The organism is Paenibacillus senegalensis JC66, from assembly GCF_000285515.1.
In the GTDB taxonomy this organism is placed as follows: Bacteria; Bacillota; Bacilli; order Paenibacillales; family NBRC-103111; genus Paenibacillus_L; species Paenibacillus_L senegalensis.
The window spans coordinates 82,227-102,628 of record NZ_HE610962.1; the positions used below are offsets into that span (position 1 = coordinate 82,227).

Sequence of the window (20,402 nt, forward strand, 5' to 3'; positions counted from 1 at the left end):
GGAACTCCGCGCAGCCCTTCGAACCCCGCCAACCTTGACTATTTTCTTGCTGAAGTTGTGCCTGAGAATCCAATGCATGGCTGTTTCCGCATACATTTCACCCTCGTGCCTGCTGCGGTCAGCAAGTTCAGACCCGGATGAACGCAGTACGCCAAGTAAAAAAATCGCAAGTTCCAGGGTTAAAATACCTGGGGACTTGCGATTTTTTAAGAAATCATTTCATACATTGACTTTAAAACTGTCCGTGTCCGAAGAACTGCTTATGGAGCATCGCTTTAATAGACGTCCATGTGGCGAACGCTTCCGGGCGAAACTATACTCTGGCCGCCCATACTTCGATTTCGATCTTGATCTCCTCCAGACCCAGCTTGGTTAGATAGCCGACCGTCATCGCCGGATACTCTCCGTTAAAAAAACGTTCCCATTCATCGTAGAAATATTCCCAATCCAATAGTTCTGTAGCCCAAATATTTACTTTGATTATGTCACTGGACGATAGTTGCTCCGAGGCTAATACTCGGTTTAGGTTGTCAAACGTCTGCTTCACCTGGTCATTCAGCTTGTTCGGGATCTGTCCATCCTGTTTGACGCCAATTTGCCCCGAAGCCACAAACAACTCGGAATTCCTCGGAATCTTGGTTATATGGGTATAGTTCCCTACAGGTGCTGGTACAGCAGCAGGATTGCTGCGTACAATTTTCTGATTTTCCATATGATAAACCCCTCACTTGTAAAGGAATGCTACTGTTTTTCTAGTGATTTGGACACACTTCCCCCTTTCCCACTTTTTCTAGAAAAAAACAGCAGTGGAGTAACCGTAACCATAAGATAAGCTGTTTAATGATCTTTTCTTCATGCCGGACCTACTCCTTCCTTCCCGTCTTGTGGGGTTAAATTTATTGTTATAAATGGCGACCTGGGCCTATTTGTTAGACTAGTCAGCGGGCACCTTTATCTAGTCAGCTGAACCTTTATTAAACCGGTCACTTGGGCCTTTATATAATTCACGGGGCAACTCGAGCCTGTTATTTGGTTACCGCCATTCTGGCAACCTGGGCAATCGTATAGTTCCGCAAACTGGCCATCATCGCCTCATGAGCTTCTTCAGACACCTGCTCCATGACGGATGTAATGCCAGCACCAACCGGGCACGCCGCATTAGGTTCAGCCGGACTTAAAGCGAGTGCTTTATCCAGGCCAAGCGATTCGTAAATCTCCGCGAGCGTGATTTGCTCCGCTGGTCGCGTAAGCCGATATCCGCCTTCACGGCCTTCCTTGGTTTCGATCAGGCCAACCTCTACAAGTTTCTTTAGCACACGCCTGAGAAAAACAGCATTTGTATTGACACTTCCTGCAATGTAGCTGCTGGGAAAGCCGTCCTTACTTTGGGAAAGCAATGCCAGAGAATGCACAGACATTGCGAACCACCCTGCTGCTGCCATAGGCAGAACACCCCCTTTTGGGCTGATATCACAATTATAGTAGTTCCGTATAGGCCACTGCAATGGCAAACTGGTTCCGAGCTAACATCTGGAGGAAAATATGCTACACTGGGAGAAAATCCGGCAGCAGCGCAGTAAAAGGAGGCCGACCTGCATAAAAGGATACCGCGACTCTCAGTAAAGGACCGATCTGCATAAAAGTAACGACTCACAGCAAAGGAGGCAAGATTGGATGGAATCTTTTTTTAATGCCTACGTAGAGCAGGGCTTCATCGCTTTTTCCTTTTCACACCTTATCGCTCTGCTAGGTTTCAGCGGAATAGCGGCGGCTTTGTACTTTTCCAGAAGCTGGTGGCAGCAGGGAGAGCGCAGCAAATACGGCCGTTATTTATTGGCGGCAATCTTGATCCTGTGCGAATTCGCCTTAAATATGTGGTATGTCCGGCAAAATGTGTACAATGTGCAGGATACGCTGCCGCTTGAGCTGTGCAGTATTTCCATGTACATATGTACAGCCATGCTCCTGTTACGCAGTCGTTTGCTGTTTCAAATCGCTTATTTCGCCGGAATTGGAGGTGCTCTTCAGGCATTATTAACACCTGTGCTAGGGTATCCGTTTCCGCATTTTCGCTTTCTGCAGTTTTTTATGGCACACAGCGCTATTATTCTCTCAGCCTTGTATATGGTGTGGGTAGAAAAGTTACGCCCCACTCTTAAATCGATCGCCTGGACGATGCTCTTCCTTAATCTGCTGATCATTCCGGTCAGTCTGATCAATTATTGGACCGGCGGAAATTACATGTTCCTCGCCCGCAAACCGGACTCAGCCTCTCTGCTTGATGTTCTGGGTCCTTATCCGTGGTATTTGCTGTCCATGGAGGCCGTTGCCCTTATTTTATTTTTCCTGCTGTATGCTCCATTTGCCATAACCGATTGGATCAGCCGTAGAAGCGTGAAACCGCAGTAAAAAAGCTAAGGGATGATTGTTTGGCCAAGGAGACAGTTCACAAACCGGGCTATGGCTATTAGTCCAGATGGAACTGCGACGCAGGATTAGGTAAAATCAAGATAGCAGTTCTTAGTCAGCGTGCCGCATTAATTCGGACAAATGACGAGCGAATGATGAAGTGATGCCCGGAAGTCTCTAGAAGCTTTTTGGACAACCATTAAAAAGTGAAGGAGAGGATAAGCAATGTCATCGACAGCTAAAGAAACCGTGTACGTTAACAGCTTCACCAACGGGGTTTTGGACCCTGCGGAAACCATGCTCGGCCCTGTCCAGGACGGAGGCCATATCATTGCGAATACAGCCCCCGGGTGCTGGGGCCCAATGATTACCCCGTCTTTGCGAGGGGGGCATGAGGTGACTAAGCCCGTCTATGTTGAAGGTGCGGAGGTAGGAGACGCTATCGTCATCCACATTAAATCCATTCAGGTGACTTCCCTTGCAACCTCTTCCGGAAATGACCAGACGATGGAAGGCCGTTTCTTGGGAGACCCTTTTGTCGCTGCCAAATGTCCAGATTGTGGGCAGATGAATCCGGAAACGCGTATTGAAGGGATTGGCCCCGAGTCGATCCGCTGCGCCCAATGCGGCGCTGACGTAGCTCCGTTCGTCTTCACCAACGGATATACAATGGGCTTCGACACTAGGAGGCAGCTCGGCATTACTCTGCCCAAGGATGCCGCGGAAACGATAGCTAAAGATGGACGGAAATTTATGGCGACCCCGGAAGGCTCCTGCCAGAATCCGATTGTCACTTTTGCCCCTCATGATATCGTAGGGGCAATCGCCCGCCTCCGGCCATTCCTTGGCCAATTAGGGACGACTCCGGCGCGTCCTTTTCCAGATTCCCATAATGCCGGGGATTTTGGTTCCTTTCTGGTGGGAGCCCCCCACGATTATGCGCTGACTCGGGAACAGCTTGAGGATCGTACCGATGGGCATATGGATATCAACCGGGTTCGCGAAAGGGCAGCCTTGATCTGTCCGGTAAAGGTTCCTGGAGGAGGGGTCTATATCGGAGATATGCATGCTATGCAGGGGGACGGCGAAATTGCCGGACATACGACCGATGTTGCGGGAATTGTCACCCTGCAGGTGAAAGTCATTAAGGGATTGCAGCTAGACGGTCCGATCCTGCTGCCGGTAGAAGAAGATTTGCCTTATTTGGCCAAGCCATTCACCGCGGAGGAGAAGAGCCGCGCTCTCCAGCTGGCCCAAACATGGGGAGTCAAAGAGCTTGAGGAAACCGCTCCGATTTCTTTTATTGGAACAGGCGCCACGCTCAATGAGGCGACCGACAACGGTTTGAAGCGGGCTGCTGATACTTTGGGAGTGACGGTCCCGGAAATTCTTAATCGGGCAACAATCACCGGCTCTATTGAGATCGGACGGCATCCCGGAGTCGTTACCGTTACTTTTCTTGCCCCCGTCCCCCTGCTGGAAAAAGCCGGGCTAGCTTCAGTTGTCAAGGAGCATTATCAGCTGTAAAAGTGTCAGGCTTGCAAGCAAAAACCTCTCTTTCCCGTACACCGGCGATAGAGAGGTTTTTTTACTTGGGGTCTGATGGATCCCTAGAAATTAAAGCAGTGTGCCCAGCAGCTAAGAATCCAAGAATCCGTATACTCCCTTGACTCCTGATCGGCTGCTTCTACCTTCATGATTTAGCCCTAGCTAGATTAAAATGTTACGTGCCGCAGGATAGCTGTTCGGGTTGGCTGATGCCACTGTACATCAAGACCAAGAGCTTCGGCGACGAAACGGACCGGCACATAGGTGGAGTCGGATGCAATATAAGGAGCGACGGAAAGCTCCAGCATAATTGGTTCCTGTCCAGCTATCTCCAAAGCGGCCTCACGACTGCCAATCTGCAAGGATATGCTTCGATTGTCCTTAGCGATTGTAACAGTACGTGTTTCGTGCTCATAGCCCACCTCAAACCCGGCTGCTTCACTAATGGCTCTTACCGGAATCATCGATGTATTCGCAGTAAGCTCAGGCTGCGGATCGAAATTGATTTGTTCTTGATCAAGCATAACATGAAGCCGGCCGTCTGCGGAAAGATCAGCTGGCAGCTGATAAAGCTGAAAAGCACGAAGCTGATTGTTATAGGCATCCGCGATAATTATACTCCCATCTGCTGCAACCTGCACATCCTGCGGGTGATTTAGGCGGTTATAGCCGTTGATTCCATCCTGCTGTCCATGCTCAGCCTCGTGGCCTCCGGCTAAGGTGATCACTCGCCCTTCAAAAAGATAACGGATCGCATGGTTCAGGCTATCCGCAATGACCAGACCGCCCTCTTCGGTGATAGCAATACCTCTTGGAGCCATGAATAACGCTTCCTCTGTCGCATGTCCATCGGAAAACCCTCCGGAAGCGTACAGGGACGAGCTGTTTGCTTCATCATATAGCTGGACGCTGCCAGCCACAGTGGAAACTCTATCATTAGCCAGATCCATATATCGGATAACACGGTTGCCTGTATCGCTAATATACAGATTCCCTAAATGATCTATCGCTAATCCGGTAGGCTCGTTGAATTTCGCCTCCTGTAAAGGTCCGTCTTTATAATCACCGGCCAGAACAGCCTCTCCCGGAAATACTTCAATATATCTCTGCGGCAATGCGTTTAATGTGCTTACCTTCCCTTCCGGGTCGATCTTGCGAATGACATGGTTAAGGGTATCGGCCACGTAAACCGTTCCGTCACTAGCCACGACTACATCTTCCGGTGCGTAAAACAAGCTTTCTTCTGCGGTACCGTCTTTATGTCCCAGCACACCTTGACCCGCATACGTAGTAACATTGCCCTCGGCATCGACTTTCCGCACAGCATGATTGCCTTTGTCGGCAACAAACAAATTTCCGTTATGGTCCAGCGCCAGCCCCGCCGGCTCGGAAAATGAGGAAAGCTCCCCCTTTCCATCCCCTAAAGCGTCCACAACTTGCCCATCCTCCTGCAGGAAAGAGCTGCCGGCCAATAGCGAGACGCCGCTGTGATCTAATCTGCGAAGCAAATGGCTCTTCGTATCGGAGACATAAAGTGTCCCGTCTGGAGCTGCAGCAAGCCCGCTCGGATGACGAAATGAAGCCTCGGCTTTATCCCCATCTCTGGCACCGAAGGATCCTGTTCCGGCTATCGTTTGAACACTTGACATCCAGCTTCCGCTGCTGTCCGTTATCGCATCCGCTGTTTGAACAGCATAGACGCTTTGCGAGGATAGGAAGGACGCCATCATCGCAATGAGAATGAATTTGGATTGTTTTCTCATCTCTTTCTCCTCTTTTCATAATTTGCTTCTGAGCATCGAATCCGGCGCTTTCCGTCTGGTTTCCTTTTTAGGAGTCACCGATATAGATTTGCAGTCCTGATGCAGCAAACGGGAAGTCAGATCCCCCGTCAGTCCAGGCTTCTATAAGAAAAGAAACCCACTCATCCCGGGGAAATTCAAACCAAATCGTTGACAGCTCTTCCCCGCTCCATACTTCCTCGTGATTCATTTTCAAACGATAATAGTCGGCCTCTGGAACATCCGACCAGCTGAATAGTACTTCTATCGATTCTGAATCCAGAAACTCATATGAAAATTCCGGAACTCCCGGAAAATCAGTTGTGTCCACTGCATAGCGGGTGACAGCAAGCAATCGGCGGTCCTCGGACCAGGCTGTGAGCCATAATTGATTAATAACCCCGGGATACAAAGTATTGGCATCATATACAGGCTCATACTGCCACTGTAATCTGCCTGGTCCGTACCAGCCTGCGGGCGGCTCCTGATATATTTCATAAATAACTGCTTCGGCTATCCCATCCCAGGACAAATACGCCCATAATCCTTCTTGCTCCAAATGTAATCCTTCTAGAGCAGGATATCTGTCTTCAGGTAGTAGGGAACGCTGTTCAACGATTTCATTCCCCTCATTATAGACTCGTGATTCCTTGATACCCGGCGTATAAGGAATGACGGCTAGCGGCTGCGATCCTGAATAAAGCACATTGCCCGCGCTATCTAATAGTTCGTAGCGAATGGAAAATTCGCCATAGACTTCCTGCCACATTACCAGAAGCGAATCCTCGTAAATCGCGTGCTTCACCTGCCATTGATCTTCAGGACCTGGTGTAGGGTACGGTATCGGCTCCGGTGTTGGTGTTGGTGTTGGCGTCGGTGTTGGTGTCGGTTCCGGCGTTGGTGTTGGCTCTGGCGTTGGTGTTGGTGTCGGTTCCGGCGTTGGTGTCGGTGTTGGTGTCGGCGTTGGCATCGGTGTTGGCTCTGGCGTTGGTGTCGGTGTTGGTGTCGGCTCTGGCGTTGGTGTTGGTGTCGGTTCCGGCGTTGGCGTCGGTGTTGGTGTTACCCTCGGTTTGGTAGGGTAATACTCTATCGGAGGAATGGTTGGGGCTGGAGCCGGGTTGGCTCTTTTTTGCGCTTCCTCACGCCGGGTCTGTTCTTCTTCAAACCTCTGCCTTTGCTCATAGGTTAATGAATTTTTATACTTTTCTTCAGCTTCCTGCTTTTTCTGTTCTAAGGCAGCACGGTTCTCTTCTTCCTGCTTCCTTTTGGCCTCCTGAAGCTGTTCGAGTAATCTCTGTTGCTGCTGCTGTTGGTCGCGTTGCAGCTGCTCTCTTGATCTTCGTTGTTCTTCTTGAGCGGATTTTATTGAACGTAATCTTTCCTGCTCTCTTGCATTCATATCGATCGGAGCGATTTGCTCAACATTATCCAAGATATTGGTCAACTCAATATCGGAATCTATTAAATCCTGCCAACGTTCCGGTGGCAGCTTATTTTGCTGGAGACTTTCTTTTACAACGTTGCCTACCAGATTGTTTATATTGCTGATTAATTTATTTAAATCATCGAGGCTTGCCAAGTCCGGGTTCGGGAGTTCGTGTCTGTTCTGCTCCGCTTCACCCCTCAGCCGATCCATTAATTGCTTGTTTTCCTCCTCGATAGCTTCTCTCTGGCTAATGATTTTGGATATAATCTCGGCACTTGTGTGACTTACCAGTTCTTCTAAATCAACAGGGTTAATATAGCCTAAATGTGCACTGGGATCAGAATTGTTGGGAAACAAGCTGATTTGCTGGCTGGGGAATAGAACATGACCGTTTGCATGCGATGAACCTGATGAACCTGACGCACCTGGTGATCCTGGGGATCTCGGCGATCCTGTTTGTACGATTCCCGCCGTGACAAAGAGGTTTGCTATTCCGGTTTGTGGAGATATTCCTACAAAAAATTGGGTTCCTTTGACTTGAACAGATTGCTCTGGAAGAAGAACTTCGAACCGGTCCTGCGTATTGGTAAGCGGGGTTACCCGAGTATATACCGTGCCTGACCATAATGTGATGGAGGTAACCTTGGCACCAGAGGAGTCGTTCCTCAGCGCCGACAACACAAATTGTGACTGTGAACCAAATGTAAACTCGTCCCCACGATCATCTACACGTAACGTGAGGCTGGCGTCTACTCCCATCTCTACCCGATCGCCTTCAGTTAATGTGAGATTAGGATAAACATTAAGAGGAAGGGTCCCCCCATTCTTATACACAACTACTTCTCCGGATAATTCCGTTACAACTGCTTGTCTTAAAGTATGACTGCTAGCTGTGGCAACCCCGCCCCACATCCCGGACAATAGAACCAAGCAGAGCAAGACAGCCAGGATCGGTTCTCTGAGAAATCGTCTCATATTCATTCTCCTTGTAATTTCGAAGTGTTAATGCTTGGTAACCCTTTCATCGGTTGGCGCAGGTTTAGACCATCGCCCTGTAGACCGCTCCTTTCCTTGTCAGCACGGTGCTTTGTGGATCACCCACGTTGATTTGAAGAGGGGCCTCTGCCTCCTTTGCCTTTGCCCTGTTCATAATGCAACAATTTTAATAATAAATGCCATAATCAAGAAAATTATAGCACCGCTTGCTTGTTTCCTATACTTATTTTCGGAGAACAAGCGTGAATTTTTTACAGTTATCTTTGCTAAACAGCCTGACGGGTAAATGTGGGATAATATAAAGAAGCTATAGAAGAGGTGAATGATATGATTAGCCGAATGAAGTACATCGATTTATCAGAGCCGCTGCATTCCGGTATGGAGATCTATCCCGGCGACCCTGTGCCTTCATTTGATGTGGTCCATACTCATGAGGAGCATACCTGGGAGCTGCGCCAGCTCCGGCTGGGTTCCCATACCGGTACCCACGTTGATGCGTTCAGCCATATGCATAAAGGAGGAAAGACACTCGATGACATACCACTGGATCATTTTTTTGGCAAAGCAGTACGGGTCCTTCCTGATTCGGCTTTTCCAGCAAAAACAGGATTGCTCTTTGCAGAGGTAGTCGGCATTGAAGTGCTGCCAACTATAGTCGAGGCCAAACCGCCGTTCGTTGGCGGCGAGCTAAGTGAAGCTTTGGAACGCTCATTATTAGAGGAAGAGATTGTTACCTATACTCAACTGGCGAATTTGCAGCAGCTGCCGCTCTTGACTCCCTTCTGGTTTTTCGGCTTGCCTTTGAAAATCACCGGTGGTGACGGCTCGCCAGTACGCGCCATCGCTTTATTGGAGGATGACAGCTGTAGGATTGAATCCGAAACTATTTGATTGCTGCAGGTTAGTGGCTGCCGAACTTGGTGAGACGACGCTCGGCTGTAGTCCCCGATTCGCAGGACACTATTATTTCCTGATTCCCAGAAGGGCCCGATGCCAAAGTGACTACTCCAGCATCAGGCCCTTCTGCGGCTTGTTCGCGCTGCTCTCATCCAGGCCAGGCCCTTCTGCGGTAACTCGCTCTGCTCTACTCAGCCCGGGCCCTTCCGAGGTTAGTTCGCGCTGCCCTACTCCCAGCTACCTTCTAACCGGTCATGCTTTTATTTCCCCAACACTATACCAATCTTGCCATCCCGAACCTCAACAGGATAAGTTCTCGTTCTTATTTTATCGTCAAACAAAGAGACTCCCGTCTTAATATCAAATTCCCAGCCATGCCAAGGGCAGCGTACGATTTGACCCTGCTTGCCGTATTCATATTGGTATACGTCTGAAGGCAAATTCGTTCCGCCGACATGTCCCGCGCACAACGGCGCCCCATAATGAGGGCAGTAGTTGTTGAGTGCATAATAGCTTCCATTCAAGTGGTACAAGCCTATTTCCCTGCCGTTGACCGTAACAATGGTATGAGTGCCTTCCGGCAATTCTTTGGTATCCAGTACAAAGTGGACGGCCATGCTAACCATCTCCTCCTTAAGCTGCCAGCCCTTAATCTCTCGGAGATAACTTATACAGCTTCCGGGCATTGTCGTAAAAAATTTTGTGTTTAGCCTCTGCGCTCAATTTCCGCAAGATGCCTGTCGGCGGGTCGAAGTCCCAATGCGGATAGTCGCTGGAATACAGAATCATATTCTCCGCATCCACCATATTGAACAGATCGACCAGATGCTGCGGATTGTCCGGCTCTTCAATAGGCTGTGTAGATAAATAGCAATGGTCGCGAATATATTCGCTGGGCCGTCTTTTCAGCCAAGGGACCTGGGAGCGGAGGGCGTTGTAGTTTTTATCCAGCCGCCACATAATGTGCGGCAGCCAGGCGATGCCACCTTCCACCAGGACTACCTTCAACCGCGGAAACTTCTCAAATACCCCTTCACAGACCATACTGACCAGATGAGCCATAAACATCTGAGATAGGCACGTATGCCATTCAATATACCAGGTAGGGTACCCTGCAGCGGTTGGAGCCGTAGAGCTGCCTGCCCCTTCTGCCCCCGGATGAATGGCTACCGGCAAGCCGTTGCGCTCGGCCGCCTCATAGATCGGATGATACATCCGCTGACCGAGAGGAGCCCTTGCAGCACTGGATATGATGACTTCAACAATGTCCGGGTGACTGCCTAGCCGGTCAATTTCCCTGGCAGCCAAATAAGGATCCTGCGTAGCGACCGCCAAGGCTCCTTTAAACACCTTATGCTTGCTGAGCCATTTGTCAATCAGAAAATCGTTGTATGCCGAACAAACTGCCGCGGCAAAATCGGGGTCATGCGTAGCCGAAACGTTATAGATGACTCCGGTCAGTATGGCATATTCCATGTCATACCGCTCTACCAATTGCTCGATCATCAAGTCTGGATCAGAGCCTGCTTTGCCTCCTCCAGGCGGGATCGTATCGCGGCGCATCACCCCCACAGGTGAATAATACCCGGAGCCGGCCATGCCGAGGCCGCTGCGCGCGACCCGGCTCTTCCACGGCTCCGGAAGATAAGGCACGAGATCTGAATCGTTCTGTTCATTATGCACATCAACATCTATGACTTTGATTCGTTCGCTCACCGTGCTTGTCTCCTTTCGTATCCTGTTCGAGTCCAGGTACACTTGACACCAGTCCTATGCCACACTAATCCTGCGCGGCTTCGGCTGTGCGGACTTAGGAACCATAAGTTCGCTTGTAGGAAGTATTGTACATATCCAGAAGCTCGTCGGCACCCATCGTTCTAGCTTGATCGATAAATTCCTGATAGGTAGCGTCATTAATCGGTGTTCTGCCGGTAACGAATTCGGTAATTTTCTGCTCCAAATATTTATTTAAGTTGGTCAGCTTGGATTTTTCCAATTCCAATTCTTCATCGGTTTTGACAATCGCTTTAGGTGCTGGAATAATAAATGGCTCATAGCGTTTGTTGATATCCAGGCTCTTCTCATCCAATCCGGCCTCCCATGCTGCGCGGGATACGGCATTATTCATCGTTATATTATCGTACCAGACCCCGAAATCCTTGCGGAGAGGAGCATATGGAGCCGTACCGAATTCCTCCAGGTAACGCGGCTGCCCATCCACGATAGTATAGGTTTTGTCCAGAATGCCGAGCGACAGCAGATTAGTGCCTTCTTCGCCGACCATGAAGTCGAGAAGCTTGACTGCCGCCTCCTTATCCTTCACTTTGCCGGAGATGGCGCGTCCCGTAGCGCCTACCTGATTTCTGGAGAACTGGTAAGGCTTAATCCCATCTGCTGCGAACATAGGAATGGCATCCAAATCATAACTGGCGGGTGCTCCAGCTTCTATGGCCTTGCCAATCATCGGGTCAATATCAGCCTTCCAGAAGTAGGTAACCAGCGATTTGCCTGTCAGCATCCGCTCCTCCCATTGCGGACCTGTTATTAACGCGTACTCCGGATCAAGCAGTTTCTCCTCATACAGCTTATACATATATTCGAGGGCATCTCGATAACCGTCATGATAAGGGGCAAAGGCATATTCATCCGTCTCCGGATCAAGATTGAAAAAGCCCTGAATACCGGTGAACGCTCTTCCGAAAACAGTGTACAGACCAACGTCACCGACAGGAGAATTAGAGGTCAGGGGATAAGTATCCGGATAAAGCTCCTTGAGTGCTTTCAAAAACTCATAGAATTCATCGAGCGTGGTCGGCGGCTGCAAATTATGCTCGTCTATAAGATCCTGGCGGGCCATCCAGACGAAGTTGAAGCCTTTTCCTTCCGGGTCTCCTTCAAGGATAGGAACCGTATACAATCCGCCGTCGGAACCGGTAGCCATCGCCTCAGCTTCCGGGTACGTCTCATAAAATTTCTTAAGATTAGGCGCAATATCCAGATAATCTTTCAAATTCAAGAAGATTCCATCTGGACCATGCTCCCGGCCTTCCTGATTGCTAACCTGGATAAAGTCCGTTACCGAGTTGGTGGCAATCATGATTTGCCTTTTCTCCGCCAGACCTTCCTGGCTGGTCACCTCAAACTTCAGCTCGGTATTGGTTTTCTCCTGCAGGATCTTTAGAATTTCCCAGTCTTCCTGGAACCTCCCTTCCGGACGGTCGTAGACCAGCCAAGTAAAGCTTGCTTTAGAATCATTACCGCCGCCCTGTTCGGATGACGAGCCCGGAGAAGTCCCGCCGTTGCCGCATGCGGCCACTACGCCTCCAAGCATAACAACGGCAAGAGATGCTGCGACTTTGCTTGTTTTCATTTCGATAACCCTCCCTTTATACGTGACGATTAATTTATTAGAGACAAGATTGCATGACGCCTGTGCTTCTGCAGACTGAATACAGCAGCTTCGACATCAGCGGCTTCTATCCGCGGACGCGATCGGGAAGTCCGGTAACGAAACGCCAGCACGTTCACCGCAATCTTGGACCCTACCCTTTGATTCCGCCAATCATCGTACCCTGGACAAAGTATTTCTGAATAAACGGGTAGACGCATAGGATCGGTAATGTAGCAACAACAATCATGGCATACTTGAGCGTTTCCAGATTGAGCGAATCCCCTTCACCCTGGATGGTGCTGCCGGCGACAAGTATATTTCGCAGCATAATCTGCAGAGGGTACATGCTGCGGTCGTTCAAATAAATCAGGGCGTCGAAGAAGGAATTCCACTGGTTCACCGCAGTGAATAAACCAATGGTCGCCATGACCGGCATGGACAGAGGCAGTACTATCTTCAGCAGCACCTGCAAAGGCCCGCATCCATCAATCGTGGCGGCATCTTCCAGCTCTTGTGGAAGCGCTTCAAAAAATGTCCTCATAATGAACAAATACCAGGTACTGATCAACGTTGGAAGCACGATCGCCCAGATCGTGTTCAGCATGCCCAGGCGCTGCACGACAAGAAACGTCGGGATCAAACCGCCGCTGAACAGCATCGTGAAAGCGGCCATCAGCAGAATGGGACGGCGGCCGGGGAGCCATCTCTTAGCCAGCGGATAAGCCATCATCGATGTAGCCACCAAGGTTAGAGCGGTTTGAACTACCGTGTAGCGGATCGTATTCCAATAGCTGACCCACAGATCAGGATTGTAGATTAATCTTTCATAAGCGGACCAGGTTATCCCTTTGGGCCACAAGACGACCTGCCCGCTCGCCACCATCGCATTGTTGCTTATTGAAGCCGAAAACACGTACAGCATCGGGTAGACCATGACGATGACCAGCACAATCATCAGGAATACGTTAAACACATCGAATATTCTAGAGCCCAGGCTTTCTTTAATTTTCATTCCGATTCTCCTTTCTGCGTAATTCAACTTAAGCTTCTACCACAAGCTGGTCTCCGAATATTTTCTGGCCATCCGATTTGCAAAAACAACCAGAATGAAGCCAATCACCGATTGGAACAAACCGACAGCAGTGGCAAAGCTGAAGTCCGCGTCGAGAATCCCCCTGCGGTATACAAATGTGTTGATCACATCCGAAGTCTCATAGTTCATCGGATTGTACAGCAGCAAAATCTTCTGAAAGCCGACTTCCATGAAGCTTCCCAAATTAAGTACAAACAAAATGATCATGACCGGCACCATGCCGACAAAAGTGATGTGCCGAATTTGCTGGAACCGGCTTGCCCCGTCAATTTTGGCCGCTTCATACAGGGTTGGATCAATACCGGCAATCGCCGCTAAATAGAGAATCGTCCCCCAGCCTATGCGCTGCCAAATTTCCGAGCCGATGTAAATTGTCCTGAACCATTCCGGAAGGCCGAGGAACATAATCGGTTCTATTCCGAAAAACCGCACCAGCAGATGATTCACAATACCTGTAGTTGGAGAAAGAAAGATAACGATAATCCCTGCGATGACAACGGTGGACAAAAAATGCGGCATATAACTTACGGTTTGTACGAACCGTTTGAAAGCTCTGTTTTTCAGTTCGTTGAACAGGATAGCCAGAATGATTGGCGCCGGAAAATGAAAGATCAGGTCGTACACATTCAATAGAATCGTGTTACGAATCAGCTTCCAGGAGCCGGGAGTGACGTAAAAAAACTCGATGAAATGCTTCAGACCGACAAACTTGCTGCCCATGATTCCTCTTCCTATGGAAAAGTCCTGGAACGCGATAATAATTCCGTACATCGGCCAATATTTAAAAATAAGATAGTACAAGATGCCGGGAAGCATGAGCAAGTAGAGCACCTTATGCTTTCTCAGGATGAACCAGAAATTCGCCAGTTTGCTGCGATGTGTTCGGCTCATTAAAGGTTCGCGTGGCAATTTAGTCGGGCTGCTGTTGGTAGACAGAACCTTCTCCCCCTTTCTAGTAGGCATTCCGTAAAGGATCGAACGTATGCAGGCGCTTACATTTTTGCGATAGCAGCTTATTTTGGCTATATTCGCTTGCCTGGATGGCAGGCCTTCAGGAACCTGACGTTCGTTCTGGGCTTAACTATACGGGCCCTGCACGGATCCTGTAAAGCGGCATCTTTTAGCGAAGTTTCACTTTTTTCCGGGAGACCTAAACCAGGCGCAGCAAGGCTTAAGGAAAAAACGGCAACACAGGAAAATCCGGACTCATTTGTGATGGGCAGTGCGGTATTTGGCCGGGGTAGTGCCTTCGTACTTGCGGAAAATGCGGATGAATGAGCTTCGTCCCCAATATCCAACCTTGGCCGCTACCTCATCTATTTTCAAATCTGTCTCGAGCAAATACTGTTTCGCCTTCTGCAGCCGGAGCTTGGCTATATACTCCACGTATTTCTCGCCTACCACTTCCTTAAAAGTGCGGCTGAAATGACCGACGGACATATTCATTTGCTGTGCAAACTGCTCTATGGAAAGCTCTTCTCCATAATGGGTATGAATATAATCCAGAATCTCCTGCATTTGACTGCTCCGATCGGAAGGTTCCGATACTTGAAACAGTTCACTGTGAATTTCCTGGAATCCCTGCTTGAGCTCCTCCCAGGTGACACAGCGCTCCAATTTGTCCAGCAATTCGGAATAGAAGGAAACGCGAAATTCATTCTTTTCTGTTTCCACTATACGGATCCATGTATTCAAAACATCTGTGCATACATATTTCATCTGGGTCGCGCTCGCTTTATGACGGTACCCCTCCTCCAATTTGGCGAACAAGGCATGCAGCAGCTGATCGTAAGCTTTCGTTTTATAGAGATTGGTAATCCGGTTCACTTCTATTGATGTCAAAAATCCGTCCCAGGCGTTTCGTTCGCTCTCCTGCTCGGGGGTACAGTCTTCATCGCAAATATCCACCTCCGGATTAAGCGTTTTATACTTCTCTAGCATCATTAAGGCATGATCGTAAGAGAGGTGCAGATCCCCGATCGCCTGTACGGTTTTGCCAACGCCAATCGAAGCCTTGTAATACGGCTGCTGCATGATGGTTTTGCACATTTCCGCCGCTTCCTTCGGACCAAATCCGAGAAAAGCGTCATGATGAACCACAAAGGCAAGCAAATTAGGCTTCGTTTGGCAAAGCCAGGCAGCCGTTGGAGCGAGCTGGTGAATTTTCTCTTTCAATTGCAGGATCAAGAAAGCTTTGGACGTTTCGGAAAGCGGTTCAGCCAGACGCGAATAAAAATCGATTTCCAGACAAAGAACCGTGCGCAGCCCTTTAGGCTGATAGCTGAAATCTATTTCCTTGGCATAGTACTCAATGGACAGACTGTCCCGGTATTCCCCGTGCAAAATTTTGGAGACAAGCCTTTCCTGAACAATCGGTGACATCTCATGAACTAATTGTGACAGCTCCTTATATTCGGTAATCAGCCTGCTGGAGGCCCGCTTGATCACTTCGAAATCATTCCCCGCAGGCACAATCCCCCCATGGATCTGACTATGCGATTCCAGCCCCGACTTGATTTCCTGGATGGGCCTATACAGCTTCCCGCTTAAATAATAGGAGACCAGACTGCCAGATACCAAAAATAAGGCGAGAAAGGCGAGACTGAGCCAGCTGAGCATCTGCGCCGGCTTCAACAAGACCGGCAAATTAACAAAGCTCACATAATACCAGGAGTTGTTAAAGCCTGTTTGCCGGAATGATAGCGCTTTCCCTTTTCCGCCTAAATAAAGCTCCCCTTCCTCATGCTCAAGAAACATATCCCGGAGTTCTGCGGATTCCATGCTGATCTCACCATTTCGTACAATGACTTGCCCCTCGCTGTTCATAATAGCGGTAGCCGTTACCCACTCTTCGTTAATGCTTATTTGCTGGCGAAGCTTATCTTGACTGAGATTCACAATCAGATAGACATCAGGGTTCTGGCTGTTGAATGGGTAGCTTAACAGAACGGACACAGAGGATCCGCTGCCATCCTGCGACTCCATCCGCTGTGGATCAGGCGTGGTAGCCGCTGTATGTGGATAAATAAAATGCATAGTCTTTTTTCCGGAAAAATGCTTGAAAAGTTCAGTTTGCTCCTGTTGATCCATCGGCCGGTAGTGATGAAAATAATAGTGTTTATTCGTATAAGTATGAGCGTCCAGCACAAGGTCATAGTGATTGAAATAAAGATAGGCGCTGTCGATGTACTCGCTGCTTTGTATCTTGTCCAGCTGATTCATCAAGGAGTGGGCCCACTCACTGCGCTGCTGATTCTCAGCTGTATCGTTAATGACTTTGAGGAAACTGATTACGTTAGAGGAACTAAGCATGTTAATCATGCTGGTCTCAAGAGAAGAGAATGTGGTGTTGGCCTGATCGGAAAAGTTGCGCATAACTACATGGTTCAGCTTTTCCGCATCTTTTTCAATCAAACCTACAACGAAGAAATACACAAACATGCTGGCTACAACAACGGGAATTAATATCAAGATCAAATAGCTCATAAACAACCGCCAGAACAACGCTGCATTAAACGGTTTAGCTTTCAACAGCCGAATCGCTTTAATGGCAAGCCCCCCTCTCTTAATCTTGCTGCCCGGCTTCCTAATAACTTATACAAGAAATGACTCTTTGATGTCAGCCTTAGGACTATTATTACATAAAAACATTTCTATGCAAGAAATAAAATTCCTCCTATTTATAAAAAATCTCTATGGTTGCTCGTCAGGTTTTTGGCAGCAAGAAAAAAGCAGCCCCTCTAAAAGAGGCTGCTGCAACTATTGGCTAATTGGTGCCTGGGAGCTGATTCTCAGCTCATTAGACTTCGCTTACTCGGCACTTGCACATTATTGAGTCTTTGCTTCTTGTTTAGCATAATGCAGGGCTACCTTGCGAATGGCGGCAGCTGTTTCCCGGGCATCCTGCTCTGTATAAAACTCCTTGACCGCTAGGCGCACAGCGGTTTCCAGAATTTCCTCAGCTACGGGGCAAATTCCCTGCTCATAGGTTTGTTCCGATTCGTCAAACGGGAAATGGCTGTTCAAATAAGCCTGGCGCTTCTGGAATAAAGGCTGCATGTAGACGGGACGGGCAATGTAGCCTGCTTGTGCCGGCACCCCTTCTGCTGCTAATGCTTCGCAAAATTGCTCGCGCGTACAGGTAAGCTCATCCAAATTCAATCTCAGCATATAGAACCAATAAGAGCATTCCCCGTCTGCTGTCACCCGATGCGGATAAACGCCCGGGAGTCCGCTGATTCCTTCAGTAAGAAGACTCCCGTAACGGTTGCGCTGCTCACAAATCCACTGCAATTTCTTTAATTGAGCAATCCCTACAGCACCCTGTAATTCTGTCATGCGGTAATTGGGGGCCAGCACCTGCAGATCCTTGTGAACGGTATCCCCGAAGCGCTGATAGTTCTTGTCGGCAAAAGCATGCGTACGGTAAAAATCTTCTTCCTTTCCGGAGTTGACTGTAACCATCCCGCCGTCTCCAGTAGAGATATGTTTGAAATCATTAGTACTGAAGCAGCCATAATCACCAATGGTACCGCATAAACGGCCCTTGTACTTAGTAAGATAAGCCTGCGCACAGTCTTCAATGACAAGGAGATTATGCTTCTTTGCAATGGCCATAATAGCATCCATATCACAAGGGTTTCCTGCCAAATGAACGACTAAAATCGCCTTTGTCTTGGAAGTGATCCGGGCTTCAACCGAAGCAGGATCCATGTTATAAGTATGCGGATCGAGATCTGCAAAAACCGGGACAGCATTTTGATACAAAATGCCGACTAATGTGCCCTGGTCGGTAATCGGGCTTGTAATGACTTCATCCCCGACGCTAATGCCTGCCGCTCCGAGAGCCACATGGATAGACGCAGTCCCGGAAGAGGTCGCCACACTGTACTTTACACCGTAGATTTCATTAAAATCGCTAAGAAACTGTTTAACCTTGCTGCCAAAATGGTAAAATAAAGTTCCCTGCTCCAATGCTTCCAGCAGCTCCCGGGCTTCCTCAAGCCCAAACCGTTGGCCGTCTCCATAAGGTACTGTCTTCGCCTTTTCTCCACCATGAACCGCCAGCAACTCGCTCATCGCTTTACCCTCCCCAGGTTGACTTGCCCTTCCTTGATCCTGCAATTGAAAACGCCTACAATGTTAGCCTAATACTAACACAAGATACAGGTTAGTCACAAGTATTATAAAGGACTATATTATGTCAAAAATAAGAGGCAGCTCCCAGCACGCGCTGTTTTGCTGCCTGACGGCGGTCGGTCGACCACATGGGATAGGTTAGGAAGTCATCTGCTGCCAAGAAGTCCTTCGAGCCACGTCTCTAGTTCTGGAGTATCTCCTCATCCATAAAATCCATAACGATCGGACGAAATTCGTTAATTTGCTTTCAGCCACTTTATCCCTCCTGGATTATCTATGATCCTGTAGCTCTTGATGATGATCAGCGGCGCTTTGAGCGGAACCGGCTGCGGCCCGCTCTGCAAGCAGCGATATCGCCTGTTCAGCAAGAATACGAAGGCGGTTTAACAGTGAAATGGCATCTTGTTGAGCTCCTGGCGTATTAATGGTGAGCCCGCCACCTAAACAGATTGCATACTTTGAATGCACACCTATCTCCCGCCCGGCCAGCTCCCACCAGGCTAAATAAGTTCGGCTGGTTGGCAGGGTCCAATCATTTTTCCAATAGATCCCGCTTTCACAAATAGCAAGACCATATTTGCCTGAAGAAAATACAGAAGAGTCAAGAAAAGCAATAACACGTTCCTCTAGCGGAATTCCATAGCTGGTGTAAAGTCTCATCTCTTTTTTTAAGGGCAGCATCTCCGCAACATAATAACCTTTTCCATGAAATTGCTTGCAAACATCAAGCAGCTCTTCATAAGACAGCAGCTGCCGGCCTTCTATATTTTCCAGCTCACGCCTAACCCAGGACCGGTCCTTAACCTTTCGCTTTCCATCCAACAAAGCCTGGATATCATTTAACAAGTCGCACAGTTGTTTACCTTTATATTGTGATGCGGTAATGCTAATGTCGAGGTAGTTACCAATAACGATGCTGAATTTTTCCTTGACATGCGCAATTGGTTCTACGGGTATTTGTTGAAATTCTTCCCACGTCAAAAGCCCCCGCTGAGGGTGGGTGAACCATACCAGGCCATAATTGGTGATCGCAATGCCTTTTTAGCGCTGCCGAACACCGTGTCATCCACTAGCCCTATCACGACCCAGTCCGGCTTAATAGGAAACGACTTACGGGCATTTCTTAATTTCTTTTCGGGTATCGGATCTAGATAAAAGCCCTTTCCTCCGTGTTCGGCACAAATCAGGCGAATCGCTTCTGTCCGGTTGATCCCGCTCATCTCTCAACGTTCAGGGCAATCACGATGGAGTGATCATCCAGAACTTCCTCCTGTTCTAGCGTTATCTGTCGGTTGGTGCTGCGCTTTTTCAAGAGCCCATATATCATGGCCTGCAGGACTTTTTTGTAATGCTCATCCAGGTCGGAAAGATAGCGGAACACTTCCTCAAGCCTAGGAGTGTGATCCGATACATCAAAAGGCGCATCGGGTTCAGACTGGATAAAGGTTAACTCTGTTCCATTGGCGGTATACGCCAGACGCCTATCGGGAAAACGCTGCGAATTCACTGCAAACATGACGTCCCTCCGGGTAAACGCCACAGGTAGCAGCGACAGAGATACGGGCATCGATAATCCTCCTATAAATTCATGCTTTCTAACAAGGGGGCAATTCTTAAGCCTGGGCAAAACGGATTCTAGTATTTATTGATTGTATTAAACATACCATTTTTTTGAATAAAGCACTGTCTCTTCTCTACCACGCTTACGGCAACCATTTATTT

At 48.7% G+C, this 20,402-nt stretch carries 16 protein-coding genes; 3 read left to right on the forward strand and 13 right to left on the reverse strand.

Annotated features, from left to right (window positions below; genetic code table 11):
* Positions 1 to 313 precede the first annotated feature (313 nt).
* Together PSHG_RS21400 and PSHG_RS21405 are read right to left on the reverse strand one after the other, a co-directional pair.
* Positions 314 to 712 (reverse strand): RidA family protein, encoded by a 399-nt coding sequence (locus tag PSHG_RS21400; protein WP_010277492.1) that lies wholly within the window; start codon positions 710 to 712, stop codon positions 314 to 316.
* A 313-nt stretch (positions 713 to 1,025) separates the two neighbouring features.
* Positions 1,026 to 1,442 (reverse strand): Rrf2 family transcriptional regulator, encoded by a 417-nt coding sequence (locus PSHG_RS21405; RefSeq protein WP_010277498.1) that lies wholly within the window; start codon positions 1,440 to 1,442, stop codon positions 1,026 to 1,028.
* Positions 1,443 to 1,674: 232 nt separating this feature from the next.
* Here PSHG_RS21405 and PSHG_RS28590 point away from each other — a divergent pair, with 232 nt between their 5' ends.
* Positions 1,675 to 2,409, forward strand: coding sequence for a YwaF family protein (locus PSHG_RS28590; RefSeq protein WP_010277501.1), 735 nt, complete (start codon positions 1,675 to 1,677; stop codon positions 2,407 to 2,409).
* 225 nt (positions 2,410 to 2,634) lie between these two features.
* Positions 2,635 to 3,936, forward strand: a complete 1,302-nt coding sequence (locus tag PSHG_RS21415) for an acetamidase/formamidase family protein (RefSeq protein ID WP_010277504.1) — start codon at positions 2,635 to 2,637, stop codon at positions 3,934 to 3,936.
* A 188-nt stretch (positions 3,937 to 4,124) separates the two neighbouring features.
* Here the strand turns inward: PSHG_RS21415 and PSHG_RS21420 are convergent, their stop codons facing one another.
* Entirely contained in the window at positions 4,125 to 5,720 is a 1,596-nt protein-coding gene (locus tag PSHG_RS21420; protein WP_010277507.1) for a stalk domain-containing protein, read from the reverse strand.
* A gap of 67 nt (positions 5,721 to 5,787) precedes the next feature.
* Complete coding sequence (locus tag PSHG_RS21425; protein WP_010277510.1) at positions 5,788 to 8,139, reverse strand: FecR domain-containing protein; 2,352 nt, start codon at positions 8,137 to 8,139, stop codon at positions 5,788 to 5,790.
* A gap of 348 nt (positions 8,140 to 8,487) precedes the next feature.
* On the opposite strand from PSHG_RS21425, the gene PSHG_RS21430 reads away from it, so the two are divergent.
* The gene (locus PSHG_RS21430) at positions 8,488 to 9,051 is read left to right on the forward strand and encodes a cyclase family protein (RefSeq protein ID WP_010277513.1); all 564 of its coding nucleotides are present in this window, start codon (positions 8,488 to 8,490) and stop codon (positions 9,049 to 9,051) included.
* A 266-nt stretch (positions 9,052 to 9,317) separates the two neighbouring features.
* Here PSHG_RS21430 and PSHG_RS21435 read toward each other — a convergent pair whose 3' ends face one another.
* The 9 genes from PSHG_RS21435 to PSHG_RS21480 all read right to left on the reverse strand — a co-directional run bounded on the left by PSHG_RS21435 (position 9,318) and on the right by PSHG_RS21480 (position 20,247).
* Positions 9,318 to 9,674 (reverse strand): Rieske (2Fe-2S) protein, encoded by a 357-nt coding sequence (locus PSHG_RS21435; RefSeq protein ID WP_010277517.1) that lies wholly within the window; start codon positions 9,672 to 9,674, stop codon positions 9,318 to 9,320.
* Between the two features lie 31 nt (positions 9,675 to 9,705).
* Complete coding sequence (locus tag PSHG_RS21440) at positions 9,706 to 10,773, reverse strand: amidohydrolase family protein (protein ID WP_010277519.1); 1,068 nt, start codon at positions 10,771 to 10,773, stop codon at positions 9,706 to 9,708.
* 94 nt (positions 10,774 to 10,867) lie between these two features.
* Positions 10,868 to 12,427 (reverse strand): extracellular solute-binding protein, encoded by a 1,560-nt coding sequence (locus tag PSHG_RS21445; RefSeq protein ID WP_010277523.1) that lies wholly within the window; start codon positions 12,425 to 12,427, stop codon positions 10,868 to 10,870.
* A gap of 172 nt (positions 12,428 to 12,599) precedes the next feature.
* Positions 12,600 to 13,460, reverse strand: coding sequence for a carbohydrate ABC transporter permease (locus tag PSHG_RS21450; protein WP_010277527.1), 861 nt, complete (start codon positions 13,458 to 13,460; stop codon positions 12,600 to 12,602).
* Between the two features lie 36 nt (positions 13,461 to 13,496).
* The gene (locus PSHG_RS21455) at positions 13,497 to 14,432 is read right to left on the reverse strand and encodes an ABC transporter permease (RefSeq protein WP_026021534.1); all 936 of its coding nucleotides are present in this window, start codon (positions 14,430 to 14,432) and stop codon (positions 13,497 to 13,499) included.
* 315 nt (positions 14,433 to 14,747) lie between these two features.
* Positions 14,748 to 17,027 carry a helix-turn-helix transcriptional regulator gene (locus tag PSHG_RS21460; RefSeq protein ID WP_010277533.1) on the reverse strand — a complete coding sequence of 760 codons (2,280 nt, stop codon included), beginning with the start codon at positions 17,025 to 17,027 and terminating at the stop codon, positions 14,748 to 14,750.
* Between the two features lie 342 nt (positions 17,028 to 17,369).
* A complete protein-coding gene (locus tag PSHG_RS21465; RefSeq protein ID WP_010277535.1) occupies positions 17,370 to 18,620 on the reverse strand; it encodes a DegT/DnrJ/EryC1/StrS family aminotransferase in 1,251 nt (416 codons plus the stop codon).
* A gap of 330 nt (positions 18,621 to 18,950) precedes the next feature.
* A complete protein-coding gene (locus tag PSHG_RS21470) occupies positions 18,951 to 19,661 on the reverse strand; it encodes a hypothetical protein (RefSeq protein WP_010277537.1) in 711 nt (236 codons plus the stop codon).
* A gap of 235 nt (positions 19,662 to 19,896) precedes the next feature.
* A complete protein-coding gene (locus PSHG_RS21480) occupies positions 19,897 to 20,247 on the reverse strand; it encodes a hypothetical protein (RefSeq protein ID WP_010277543.1) in 351 nt (116 codons plus the stop codon).
* Positions 20,248 to 20,402 lie beyond the last annotated feature (155 nt).